We start from the raw sequence: 12,872 nt of genomic DNA on the forward strand, positions 1-12,872 counted from the left end.
TGGGAGCGAGCCTGCTCGCGATGAGGCCAGCCCGGTCAACGCATTAAACCGCCGGCAACCGCCAGTCGATCGGCGTCTCGCCCTGCTGCTCAAGAAACTTGTTGGCCCGACTGAAATGCCCGCAACCCAGGAAGCCGCGGTAAGCCGACAGCGGCGACGGGTGGACGGAGGTCAGCACCAGGTGTTTGGTGGCGTCGATCAGCTTCTGCTTGCCCTGGGCATGGGCGCCCCACAGCAAAAAGACCAAATGCGGCTGGTGCTCACTGACCACTTCAATGACCCGATCAGTAAAGTGCTGCCATCCCTTGCCCGCGTGGGAATTGGCATTGGCACGCTCCACGGTCATGGTGGTGTTGAGCAGCAACACGCCCTGGTCGGCCCAGCTTTGCAGGTAGCCGTGATTCGGGATGTCGATATTCAGGTCGCGTTTCAATTCCTTATAGATGTTCACCAGCGAAGGCGGTGCCGGTACGCCCGGCTGCACCGAAAAGCACAGACCATGGGCCTGGCCCGGGCCGTGATACGGGTCCTGGCCGAGGATCACCACCTTGACCTTGTCCAGCGGCGTGGAATTAAGGGCATTGAAAATCAGCGGTGCCGGTGGGTAAATCTCCTTGCCGGCCGCGTACTCGCGACGCAGAAATTCACGCAACTCTGCCATGTAGGGCTGGTCGAACTCGGCACGCAGGGCTTGCTTCCAGCTCGGTTCGAGTTTGATACGGTCGTCAGCAGTCATGGTTGCACCCAGTAAAAACAATGGGCGCACCCTAGGAAAGCCTACATGGCTTGTCAATTGATCTGATGCAGAACCGGCACTTTCCTACGCAGCGGTCATACTGATCATTCAAATTTCTGATCGAGGTCACGATGAATTTGCACTTCGAAGAACTCACCGGCATCAACGGCGCCCGTATCGGCATCGCCACCCTGGATGCTGAAAAATCCCTGAATGCCCTCTCCTTGCCGATGATCAACGCTCTGCGCGATCGGCTTGATGCCTGGGCCAGAGAACCGCAAATCGTCTGTGTCTTGTTGCGCGGCAACGGCGCCAAGGCGTTTTGCGCTGGCGGCGAAGTGCGCAGCCTGGTGGAAGCCTGCCGCGCTCAACCTGGTGAAGTACCGCCCTTGGCTGCGCAATTTTTTGCCGCGGAGTACCGACTGGACTTCAACCTGCACACTTTTCCAAAACCCTTGGTGTGCTGGGGCCATGGCTACGTGCTTGGCGGCGGCATGGGGTTGTTGCAAGGCGCGAATATTCGGATCGTCACACCGAGCACGCGCCTGGCGATGCCGGAAATCAGCATCGGCCTGTACCCGGACGTCGGCGCCAGTTGGTTCCTGTCGCGGCTGCCCGGCAAGCTTGGCCTATTCCTGGGCCTGACGGGCGCCCATATGAATGCCCGTGACGCCATTGACCTGGGTCTGGCCGACCGTTTCTTGCTGGATGAACAACAGGACGATCTGATCGAGGGCTTGTTGCAGCTCAACTGGCAGGAACAAACACCCATGCAGCTCAACAGCCTGCTCAAGGCCTTGCAGCAGGAAGCCGTCGCGCAGTTGCCCGAGGCGCAATGGCTGCCGCGCCGGCAGAAAATCGACGAATGGCTGGATGTCAGCGATGTACGTTGCGCCTGGAAAGTCCTCAGCCTGCTGGTGGACCATTCAGACCCATTGATCGCACGGGCGGCCAAGACCATGACCGAAGGCTGCCCGCTGACCGCTCATCTGGTCTGGGAACAGATCGCCCGAGCCCGGCATTTGTCATTGGCAGGTGTGTTGCGCATGGAGTACACCTTGAGCCTCAACTGCTGCCGACACCCTGAATTCAGCGAGGGCGTGCGGGCGCGGCTGATCGACAAAGACCACAAGCCCCACTGGCACTGGCCGGACATCAATCACGTGCCCGAAGCAACGGTCGAGGCGCACTTTCACAAAGCCTGGGAAGGTCGGCATCCGTTGGCGGATTTGTCGAATGAGTAAAGAACCTGTGTGACACCCTGTGAGAGTGACATCTGTGGGATGTGACATCTGTGGGATGTGACATCTGTGGGAGCAAAGCTTGCTCGCGATAGCGGTATGCCAGTCACCGGGAAGCTGACTGATCCCCTGCCATCGCGAGCAAGCTTTGCTCCCACAGCGTTATCCCATCAGGTTTATGGCAGGCACAAAAAAAGCGGCGCTCAATGCGCCGCTTTTTGCTGCCGATGAATCAGCGGTGGTTACGCCGTCCATCATGATCACCGCGTCCCCGATGATCCCGCCCGCCTCGACCACGACGGTCGTCATTCCAACCGCCCCGGTTATGGCCGTCCCAGCCACCCCGGTGTGGATGAGACCGGTATGCCGTGCGCGGTGGCGAGTAATGGCGCGGCCCGTGTTGGTAATAACGCGGCGCCGAGTAATAGCGCGGTGCCGGTTGGTAGTACCGCGGAGCGTAATAGCCACGCGGTGCCGAATAGTAGCTCCCGCCACCGTAATAAACCGGCGCCGGTGAGGTGTAGACCTCGGAACGGTAGTAGCTTGAGCCTCCGTCGTAAGGAACACATGCCGAAAGTGTCAAACCCAGAAACGCAATGAGCAGAAGTCGTCGATACATGGCGGCCTCCTGGACCGCTAATGAGCCACATCAGCGACGCTGGCGGGCGGCAGTCATCTATTGGGTGACTGACGATTAATCTGACAGCGAAATCCGAATCTGGTGCGCCCTGGCAATAAGTTGAAACATGTAGCCCTGTGCCTCATCCCGGTGCGGGCAAGCACCACAACTATGCACAAACCCGCTTGCGACGCCGCGCTCTGCTCGGCCGCCCCTCTCTGGCCCGGGCCTTTACGGCACTTGGCACGGCTCTCGCTTTAACAAACTCCGTGCAGGAGTCATCACAGGTTCGCGGCACCACAATTTGCAATGGCTGACTAGGGTTCCGGCTCGCTTCTGGCGAGTGGCTGGTCCGAGAGTTGGCGACCTCCAGTTGAGGTTACACGGCGGGACAAAAGCCCGGGAGACAAGCCACCGTTCGCGGTGCCGCGTTGCTCCTGTCCGCCCTTGATCAACTGGAGAACCACCATGCTCAAGCTTCGTCTTTGCGCCCTGCTCCTCGCCACGTTCTCGGCCCTCGTGAGCCCCTCGTCCCCTGCCGCACCCAAAGACCATTTCAGCGTCTGCTGGACCATTTACGCCGGTTGGATGCCCTGGGAATACGCCGGCAGCCAAGGCATCGTCGATAAATGGGCGAAAAAATACGGCATCACCATCGATGTGGTGCAGCTCAACGACTATGTCGAATCCATCAATCAATACACCGCCGGTCAGTTCGACGGCTGCACCATGACCAACATGGACGCCCTGACCATTCCCGCCGCCGGTGGCGTGGACAGCACCGCGCTGATCGTCAGCGACTTTTCCAATGGCAACGACGGCATCGTGCTCAAGGGGGATGGCAAGAAAGTCGCTGACCTCAAGGGCATGGACGTCAATCTGGTGGAACTGTCGGTCTCCCATTACCTGCTGGCCCGCGCCCTGGACTCGGTCGGCCTCACCGAAAAAGACCTGAAAGTCGTCAACACCTCCGACGCCGATATCTCCGCAGCCTTCAATACCGACGAGGTCAAGGCCGTCACCACCTGGAACCCGATGCTCTCGGACATCAAGGCCCAGCCCGACGTGAGCGAGGTGTTCAATTCCAGCCAGATCCCCGGCGAGATCATGGACATGATGGTGGTCAACACTCAGACCCTGCAGGACAACCCGGCCCTGGGCAAAGCATTGACCGGCGCCTGGTTTGAAGTGGTGGCGCTGATGAACGCAAAAAACGCCGCCAGCAAGACCGCACTGGAACACATGGCCAAAGCCTCGGGCACTGACCTGGCCGGCTTCCAGTCGCAGCTGGACACCACCAAGCTGTTCGCCACCGCCAAGGAGGCCCTGGGCTTCGCCACCAGCGAGCAACTGCCCGCCACCATGCGCAAAGTCGCCGAGTTCTCGTTCCAGCACGGTTTGCTTGGTGAAGGCGCCAAAGACACCGACGCGGTCGGCATGTCGTTTGCCAATGGCGTGACCAGCGGCGACAAGGCCAATCTCAAGCTGCGCTTTGACCCGACCTACGTGCAACTGGCGGCCGACGCCAAGTTGTAAACCGGAGGAGCTGGCATGCGCCTGATCAACCGCTACCCGGATCGCCCCAGTCGCCTGTTGTTGGTGATCCTGCCTTTCGCGCTGGTGCTGTTCGCCTACTTCATGGGCTCGGCCGAACGGTTGACGGACAACCCCAACGACAAGCTGCTGCCCAGTGCGGTGCAAATGGCCGATGCGGTCAAACGCCTGGCCTTCACCGCTGACGTGCGCAGTGGCGACTACCTGCTCTGGCAAGACACCGCGTCGAGCCTGCGCAGACTGGCAATCGGCCTGGGCATCAGTGCCTTGGCCGGCCTGTGCCTGGGCATCGCCGCCGGCACGCTGCCGCTGTTCGGTGCGCCGCTATCGCCTTTACTCACCGTGCTGTCGATGGTGCCGCCGCTGGCCATCCTGCCAATCCTGTTCATCGTCTTCGGCCTGGGGGAGTTGTCGAAAGTGATGCTGATCGTCATTGGCATCACGCCGTGCTTGGCCCGGGATTTGGAACAGCGCGCCCGGGAAATCCCGGTCGAATTGCTGATCAAGGCCCAGACCCTCGGCGCCTCGACCTGGACCCTGATGCTACGGGTGGTGCTGCCACAATTGCTGCCGCGCCTGTTGATTTCCCTGCGGCTGATGCTCGGTTCGGCCTGGCTGTTCCTGATCGCCGCTGAAGCGATTGCGTCCACCGATGGGCTGGGGTATCGGATTTTCCTGGTGCGCCGATACCTGGCGATGGATGTGATCTTGCCGTACGTGGTCTGGATCACCCTGCTCGCCTGGCTGATGGACTGGGGCCTCAAGTGCCTGACCCGCCGAGCATTCCCCTGGTATGAGGGGGCGAAGGCATGAGCTTCATCAAGGTCAACAACGTTTGGCAGCAATACGCCGATCAGGTGGTGCTCGAGCGCTTGAACCTGAGCGTCGCCGAAGGTGAGTTCTGCACGCTGGTGGGGGCGTCGGGTTGTGGCAAGTCGACCTTTCTACGGCTGCTATTGGGCCAGGAGCGCGCCAGTCGCGGGCAGATTCTGCTGGACGGTGAGCCCCTGGCCGGCGAGCCGGATGCCAGCCGTGGCGTGGTGTTCCAGCGTTACTCAGTGTTCCCGCACCTGACCGTGCTGAACAACGTAGCCCTGGGCCTGGAACTGCCGCGCTCGCCGCTGCTGGGTCGCCTGTTTGGCAGCGCCAAACGCCAGGCCCGTGAAGAGGCCGCGCATCTGCTGAACAAGGTCGGCCTCGGTCACGCGCTGGACAAATACCCGGCGCAGTTGTCCGGGGGCATGCAACAGCGGCTGGCCATCGCCCAGGCGCTGATCATGAAACCCCGTGTCCTGCTGCTGGACGAACCCTTCGGCGCCCTCGACCCCGGCATTCGCAAAGACATGCACGCCCTGTTGCTGGAACTGTGGCGCGAAACCCGGTTGACGGTGTTCATGGTTACCCATGACCTGTCCGAAGGTTTCAGCCTCGGCACACGCCTGCTGGTGTTCGACAAGGTTCGCCTCGACCCCCATGCCCCCGGCGCCTATGGCGCGCGCATCACCTACGACATTCCACTGAACAGCGACCGCCGCACCGCCCGTGCCGCCGTCGACGCCCTGCCCGCCGAACTGGCCGGCGCATTGCGTATCGCTTGAAAGGAGTTTACCCATGACCGATTCGACCCAACTATTTGCTCCCTTCGCCGAAGAACTGCTGCCCGGTGGCGGCCACCGTTCCTTCGTGCTCAAGCGTGGGCAACTGCTGCGCCTGACCGATCTGCGCGGCGGGGCCAACGTGAGCCTGACGCTGCTCAATGCCAATGAGAAAACCGAGCGCCTGAACCTGCCCGACAGCCTCAAATGCCAACACACCGCCAAACTCACCAGCGGCCATTGCCTGTACTCGGACATGGGCCGGGTGCTGGCAGCAATCACCGCCGACACCTGCGGCTGGAGCGATAGCCTGGGCGGTGTGCTCTGCGCCGAGGAGGTCGCACAAAAATACGGCCAGGGCCGCTATCAGGAACTGCGCAACGGCTTCTTTCGCAACGGCACCGACAACCTGCTGGTGGAGCTGGGCAAATGGGGGTTGGGCCTGTCCGACCTGCTGATGACCCTCAACCTGTTCAGCCGGGTTGATGTCGATGAAGCCGGCAACTTTCACTTCGTTGAAGGCCATTCCAAGGCCGGCGATTACATCGAGCTCTACGCACCGATGGACACCCTGGTGGTGCTGACTGCGCTGCAACACCCGATGGACCCGAACCCGCAATACGCCCCGCAACCGCTCAAGCTCAGCTGGATGAACGCCGAGCCCAGCGTTGCCGAGCACTGTCGCAACTCGCGCCCGGAAAACCAGCGCGGCTTCATCAACACCGACCGACTGTTCGCCTGAGGATCGCTGCCATGTCACTTGCCATCGCCACCCCACAAAAGCAGCCCGACGCCGCCATCTACCGCGCCACCATTCCCGCCGGGGAACCCTGGCTGGTTGAGGTCAAGGCTGGGCAAACCCTGCGCATCCTCGACCTGGAAGGCAACCAGGCGGTCGATACGCTGTTCTACAGCCTGGCCAACCCCAAGGAACGCTACGACGTGCAGCGCACCCTGCGCCGGCAGAACAGCGTGTACCTGAGCACCGGCAGCGTGCTCTATTCCAACCTCGGCCAGCCGATGCTGACCATCGTTGAAGACACCTGCGGGCGCCACGACACCCTCGGCGGTGCCTGCGCCCAGGAAAGCAACACCGTGCGCTACGCCCTGGAAAAACGCTACATGCACAGTTGCCGCGACAACTACCTGCGGGCTTGTGCTCACGACGGTCGCCTGGGCAAGGGCGACATCGGGCCGAACATCAACTTCTTCATGAACGTACCGGTCACCGCCGACGGCGGCCTGACGTTCGAGGACGGGATTTCGGCGCCCGGTAAATACGTCGATCTGCGGGCCGAGATGGACGTGATCGTCCTGATCTCCAACTGCCCGCAACTGAACAACCCGTGCAACGCCTACAACCCCACGCCAGCGGAGCTTTTGATATGGAACTGAAATTAGCCCGCCTGCGGCGCTGGCTGTTTGTGCTGTGCCAGAGCCGGTCGGGGCAGTGCATTAAATAAACACTGATTTTATGAACACCCTCAAACCCTTGTGGGAGCGAGCCTGCTCGCGATAGCGGTCTGTCAGTCACATTGATATTGGATGTGCGGACGTTATCGCGAGCAGGCTCGCTCCCACAGAGGGAATGAGGTGTTTGGAAGTTTCGCCATCGGGGACGACCCCGGCGGCCATCGAAAACTGCGGGACGGCCCGCATCCCAGTTCAGGCAGACATGCATGCCTGAGGGGGTTACGCCATGTTCAAAAAAATCCTCATCGCCAACCGTGGCGCCATCGCCTGCCGGATCCTGCGGACCCTGCGCGAACTGAAGGTCCAAGGCGTTGCGGTGTATTCCCAGGCCGATGCGGCCAGCTTGCACATCCTGCAGGCCGACGAAGCCCACTGCCTGGGCGAAGGCGCGGCGGCCGCTACGTATCTGGCGGTGGACAAGCTTTTGGCAATCGCCAAAAGCAGCGGCGCGACGGCGATCCATCCCGGCTACGGCTTTCTCTCGGAAAACGCCGCTTTCGCCCAGGCCTGCGAGGCCGCCGGCATCGCTTTCATCGGCCCGACGCCAGAGCAACTGCGCGTGTTCGGCCTCAAGCACACCGCCCGCGACCTGGCTCGCCGGCACGGCGTGCCACTGCTCGAAGGCAGCGAACTGCTCGACAGCCTCGACGCCGCGCTGCTGGCCGCCACCCAGGTCGGCTATCCAGTGATGCTCAAAAGCACCGCCGGGGGCGGTGGCATCGGCATGCGTGTCTGTCGCCATGCCGCCGAGTTGAGCGAGTCATTCGAAGCGGTCAAGCGCTTGGGCCAGAACAACTTCAGCGATGCCGGCGTGTTCATCGAGAAGTACATCGAACGCGCCCGACATCTTGAGGTTCAGGTATTCGGCGACGGCCAGGGCCAGGTGATCGCGCTGGGTGTGCGCGACTGCTCGGTGCAGCGGCGCAACCAGAAAGTCATCGAAGAAACCCCTGCGCCCAACCTGCCCGAAGGGATGGCCGCCGAGCTCTGCGCAGCGGCGATCCAACTGGCCCAGGCGGTCAACTACCGCAGCGCCGGCACCGTGGAGTTCGTGTTCGACAGTGACGCCGGACGCTTTTACTTTCTGGAAGTGAACACCCGCCTGCAAGTGGAGCACGGCGTCACCGAACAAGTGTGGAACGTGGACCTGGTGCGCTGGATGGTGCAATTGGCCGCCGGCGAACTGCCTCCTCTGAACGAGCTGAGCCAGGGTTTGCAAGCCCAGGGCCATGCGATTCAAGCGCGGGTGTATGCCGAGGATCCAGGTCGGGACTTCCAGCCGAGCCCGGGGCTACTGACCGCTGTGCAATTTCCGCCAGCCGACGGCAAACACCTGCGCATCGACACCTGGGTCGAGGCCGGTTGCCAGATTCCGCCTTACTTCGACCCGATGATCGCCAAAGTCATCCGCTGGGCGCCGACCCGCGAAGAAGCGCGCCTGGGCTTGCATCAAGCGCTGAATGAAAGCCTGCTGTACGGCGTGGAAACCAACCGCGACTACCTGCAACAGATTCTCCTGGATGCACCCTTTGCCAGCGGCCAGCCCTGGACCCGTTGCCTGGAGGCGCTGGTCTATCGCGCCAACACCTTTGAAGTGCTCAGCCCCGGGACCCAGACCAGCATTCAGGACTATCCCGGCCGACTCGGTTATTGGGCGGTGGGTGTTCCGCCATCGGGGCCGATGGACAGCCGCTCGCTGCGCCAGGGCAATCGCCTGCTGGGCAATGAAGAAGGCGCCGCGGCGCTGGAAATCACCATGAGCGGGCCACTGCTGCGTTTCAATTGCAATGCCCGGGTGGCCGTGACCGGCGCGGGGATTGCGCTGACCCTTGATGGTGAAGCCGTGCCGATGAACACCGCCCTGTCGATTCCTGCCGGCTCCACGCTGGCGATCGGCAGCATTTCCGGCGCCGGGGCGCGCAGTTACGTGTGCCTGCAAGGTGGCGTGCAAGTGCCGGATTACCTGGGCAGCAAAAGCACCTTCACCCTCGGCCAGTTCGGTGGCCATGGTGGCCGGGCCTTGTGTACCGGCGACGTGCTGCACCTGGCGCCGCTGGATCAGCGCGCGAGCGTGGCGCACACGAGCGCCCCCACTCTGGAGCTGCCCGACGTGCGGCAGATCCGCGTGATTTACGGCCCGCATGGCGCGCCGGAATACTTCACCGAGCGCTACATCCAGACCTTCTTCGACACGTCCTGGGAAGTGCATTTCAACTCCAGCCGCACCGGTGTGCGCCTGATCGGGCCGAAACCCGAATGGGTACGGGCCGACGGCGGCGAGGCCGGCCTGCACCCTTCCAATATCCATGACAACCCGTACGCCATCGGCGCCGTGGACTTCACCGGCGACATGCCCGTCATCCTCGGCCCCGATGGCCCGAGCCTGGGTGGCTTCGTTTGCCCGGTAACGGTGATCGAGGCGGATCTTTGGCAACTGGGGCAACTCAAGGCCGGGGACAAAGTGCGGTTTGTGCCGGTGGACCTGAAGACCGCCCGATCACTGGCCTTGAAATGGGATCAATGTGGGAGCGAGCCTGCTCGCGATGAAGTGGATGCGGTGTCTGATCTGGCCCCATCGCGAGCAGGCTCGCTCCCACAGGGGGTTATGTCGCCTGTGGTGTTGGATATCGGTCAGGACGATACCCGGCTGGTCGCTCGCCTGGCGGGCGATACGCATTTGCTTCTGGAAATCGGCGCCCCCGAACTGGACCTTGTGCTGCGCTTTCGCGCCCACGCCTTGATGCAGGCGTTGGAGCACAAAAAGATGCGCGGCGTGATCGATCTGACGCCGGGCATTCGCTCGCTGCAAGTGCATTACCAACCCGAACAACTGCCGCTGGCCGAGCTACTGCAGATCCTCAGCGGAGAGTGGGACGCGGTGTGCGCCGCGCAGGATCTGCAGGTGCCGTCACGCATCGTGCACTTACCGCTGTCCTGGGACGATCCGGCTTGCCAGTTGGCCATCGAAAAATACATGACCACGGTGCGCAAGGACGCGCCCTGGTGCCCGAGCAACCTGGAGTTCATCCGGCGCATCAACGACCTGCCCAACCTCGACGAGGTGCAGCGCACGGTGTTCGACGCCAGCTATCTGGTGATGGGGCTTGGGGATGTCTACCTCGGCGCACCCGTCGCCACGCCACTGGACCCTCGGCATCGGCTGGTGACCACCAAATACAATCCTGCCCGCACCTGGACTGCGGAAAACTCGGTGGGCATCGGCGGCGCCTACATGTGTGTGTACGGCATGGAAGGCCCAGGCGGATATCAGTTCGTCGGGCGCACGTTGCAGATGTGGAATCGTTATCGCGAGGTCGCCGCATTCGACGGCAAACCCTGGCTGCTGCGGTTTTTCGACCAGATCCGCTTCTACCCGGTCAGCGCCGATGAACTGCTGCGCATCCGCCGAGACTTCCCCCTGGGCCGCTTCGACCTGGACATCGAGCACAGCCAACTCAACCTTGCCGATTATCAGCGCTTTCTGGCCCAGGAAGCCGACAGCATCGCCGCGTTCCGAGCGCAACAACAAGGCGCCTTCAATGCCGAGCGCGAGCGCTGGATCGCCAGTGGCCAGGCACACTTTGACAGCGAAGAACCGGCACCCGCGCCCAGCGAAGATTCGCTGCTGAGCGAGGATCAGCTCAGCGTCGACAGCCACATCGCCGGCAATCTCTGGCAAGTCCAGGTGGAGGTTGGCGCACGCGTTGCGGTCGGCGATGTGCTGGTGATTCTGGAGTCAATGAAAATGGAAATACCGGTGCTCGCCCCCGTCTGCGGAGTGGTGCGCCAGATTCGTGTACAGCCCGGCTCGGCGGTGCGCGCCGGACAACGTGTGGTGGTGCTGGAACGTGACTGAACTCAAGCAAAGGATGAATACCATGAACCTGTCTTTACGCCTGGACGATCTGCGTGACGCCTACCGCAGCGGCGAACTTACACCCCGGAATTTACTGTTGAGCCTGCGGGAAAAAGCTGCGGCGCTGAACCCTGATTTTCACCTGTTCATCCACCTGCTCACGCCCGAGGAACTGGAACCTTACCTCGTCGCACTGGAGGGCCAGGATCTGGAAAACCTGCCGTTGTATGGCGTGCCGTTCGCGATCAAGGACAACATCGACCTGGCCGGCATTCCTACCACGGCCGCCTGCCCGGCATTCAGCTACGTGCCGCAACGTTCGGCCACCGTTGTCGAGCAGCTACTGGCCTTGGGCGCGATTCCCCTGGGCAAGACCAATCTCGACCAGTTCGCCACTGGGCTCAACGGCACCCGCTCGCCTTACGGGGCCTGTCGCAATAGCGTGCTGCCCGACTATCCGGCTGGTGGGTCAAGCGCTGGTTCATCACTGGCGGTGGCCCTGGGTGTGGCGAGTTTTGCCCTGGGCACCGACACCGCCGGTTCAGGTCGGGTGCCGGCGGCGCTGAACAATCTGCTGGGATTGAAAGCCACCAAGGGCTTGATCTCCACGGCGGGTGTGGTGCCGGCCTGTCGCACACTGGATTGCGTCACGACCTTCACCGCAACGGCGCGGGAAGCCAGTCAGTTACTGGCGCTGACCGCCCGTCTCGACCCACGCGACGAGTACAGCCGCAGCAACCCACAGTGGAACGACGGCTCAGCGTTCGGCGCGCCACGACGCTTTCGCTTCGGCGTGCCTCGTGGGCAAGACCTGGCTTTTTTTGGCTGCCACGAAGGCCCACGGCTTTTTCAAGAGGCCATCGAGCGACTCAAGGGCCTGGGCGGCGAAGCGGTGGAACTGGACTTGTCGCCGTTTCTGGAGGCCGCCCGGCTACTGTATGAAGGGCCGTGGGTGGCCGAGCGCTACAGCGTTGCCGGGGAGTTGATGGAGCGCGAGCCCGACGCCGTACTGCCAGTTATCCGCGCCGTATTGGCGAAAGCGCCTACCGTGGATGGCGTACAAACCTTCCGTGCCCAGTACCGTTTGCAAGCGCTCAAAGCCCAATGCGATCGCGTCATGGAAACGCTCGATTGCGTCCTCACCCCAACCATTGGCCGCCCGGTGACCCTCGCCGAACTGGCCGCCGAACCGGTGCTGCGCAACTCGGAGCTGGGCTACTACACCAACTTCATGAACTTGCTGGACTACGCTGCCGTCGCAGTTCCCAGTGCGTTCATGGCCAACGGCTTGCCCTGGGGCGTGACGCTGTTCGGTCGGGCCTTCACCGATCAATACCTGTTAAGCGTGGCCGATGCCTTGCAGCGCCAACAAGACCCGGCCGTGCCAGCGCCGGCCAACCCGGCTCGCCATGACCGGGCGCGGCTGGTGGTGTGCGGGGCGCATCTGGACGGATTGGCACTGAACTGGCAGCTCCAGCAACGCGGGGCGCGTTTGATCGAGGCCACCCAAAGTTCACCCGACTACCGCCTCTACGCCTTGGCCGGCGGCCCGCCCCTGCGCCCCGGCATGCTGCGGGTCAGTGAGGGCGGCGTGGCGGTTGAGGTGGAGGTGTGGGAGCTGCCGAGCAGCGAACTCGGCTCGTTCCTGACCGGTATCCCCGCGCCGCTTGGGCTGGGCAAGGTACAACTGGCCGACGGCCGCTGGGAAAGCGGATTCATTTGCGAGCCGTATGGTTTGGCGGGTGCGCAGGACATCAGTCATTTGGGGGGGTGGCGGGCTTACCTTAATACCCGCCAA

General features: G+C 62.5%; 10 protein-coding genes and 1 riboswitch. Of the genes, 8 read left to right on the forward strand and 2 right to left on the reverse strand.

All coding sequences use genetic code 11. From position 1 onward, the window contains the following. Positions 1–43 precede the first annotated feature (43 nt). A complete protein-coding gene (gene ung / locus HU811_RS17955) occupies positions 44–736 on the reverse strand; it encodes a uracil-DNA glycosylase (protein WP_092397307.1) in 693 nt (230 codons plus the stop codon). Positions 737–867: 131 nt separating this feature from the next. On the opposite strand from ung, the gene dspII reads away from it, so the two are divergent. Next, positions 868–1,980 (forward strand): enoyl-CoA hydratase/isomerase DspII, encoded by a 1,113-nt coding sequence (gene dspII, locus HU811_RS17960; RefSeq protein WP_186657288.1) that lies wholly within the window; start codon positions 868–870, stop codon positions 1,978–1,980. Positions 1,981–2,209: 229 nt separating this feature from the next. Here the strand turns inward: dspII and HU811_RS27470 are convergent, their stop codons facing one another. Beyond that, positions 2,210–2,596: a hypothetical protein gene (locus tag HU811_RS27470; protein ID WP_225248456.1), complete on the reverse strand. Its 387-nt coding sequence runs from the start codon at positions 2,594–2,596 to the stop codon at positions 2,210–2,212. 306 nt (positions 2,597–2,902) lie between these two features. Then, a riboswitch (guanidine-I (ykkC/yxkD leader) is annotated at positions 2,903–3,004 on the forward strand. Between the two features lie 60 nt (positions 3,005–3,064). Between HU811_RS27470 and HU811_RS17970 the strand changes: the two genes are divergently transcribed. From HU811_RS17970 to atzF, 7 genes are all read left to right on the forward strand, one after another. Continuing rightward, positions 3,065–4,132 (forward strand): putative urea ABC transporter substrate-binding protein, encoded by a 1,068-nt coding sequence (locus HU811_RS17970; RefSeq protein ID WP_092397301.1) that lies wholly within the window; start codon positions 3,065–3,067, stop codon positions 4,130–4,132. A 15-nt stretch (positions 4,133–4,147) separates the two neighbouring features. Continuing rightward, positions 4,148–4,963 (forward strand): ABC transporter permease, encoded by an 816-nt coding sequence (locus HU811_RS17975; protein WP_092397299.1) that lies wholly within the window; start codon positions 4,148–4,150, stop codon positions 4,961–4,963. Then, positions 4,960–5,748 carry an ABC transporter ATP-binding protein gene (locus tag HU811_RS17980; protein ID WP_092397297.1) on the forward strand — a complete coding sequence of 263 codons (789 nt, stop codon included), beginning with the start codon at positions 4,960–4,962 and terminating at the stop codon, positions 5,746–5,748. The genes HU811_RS17975 and HU811_RS17980 overlap by 4 nt, the downstream gene beginning before the upstream one ends. Before the next feature lie 13 nt (positions 5,749–5,761). Then, a complete protein-coding gene (locus HU811_RS17985; RefSeq protein ID WP_092397295.1) occupies positions 5,762–6,487 on the forward strand; it encodes an urea amidolyase associated protein UAAP1 in 726 nt (241 codons plus the stop codon). An 11-nt stretch (positions 6,488–6,498) separates the two neighbouring features. Then, positions 6,499–7,140 carry an urea amidolyase associated protein UAAP2 gene (locus tag HU811_RS17990; RefSeq protein WP_186657292.1) on the forward strand — a complete coding sequence of 214 codons (642 nt, stop codon included), beginning with the start codon at positions 6,499–6,501 and terminating at the stop codon, positions 7,138–7,140. A 304-nt stretch (positions 7,141–7,444) separates the two neighbouring features. Next, positions 7,445–11,074 carry an urea carboxylase gene (gene uca / locus HU811_RS17995; protein WP_186657294.1) on the forward strand — a complete coding sequence of 1,210 codons (3,630 nt, stop codon included), beginning with the start codon at positions 7,445–7,447 and terminating at the stop codon, positions 11,072–11,074. Between the two features lie 22 nt (positions 11,075–11,096). Then, positions 11,097–12,872: allophanate hydrolase (atzF, locus tag HU811_RS18000; protein ID WP_186657296.1), on the forward strand; the 1,776-nt coding region annotated here is incomplete at its 3' end.

Origin of the sequence: Pseudomonas tehranensis (assembly GCF_014268615.1) — a bacterium.
GTDB classification, from domain to species: domain Bacteria; phylum Pseudomonadota; class Gammaproteobacteria; order Pseudomonadales; family Pseudomonadaceae; genus Aquipseudomonas; species Aquipseudomonas tehranensis.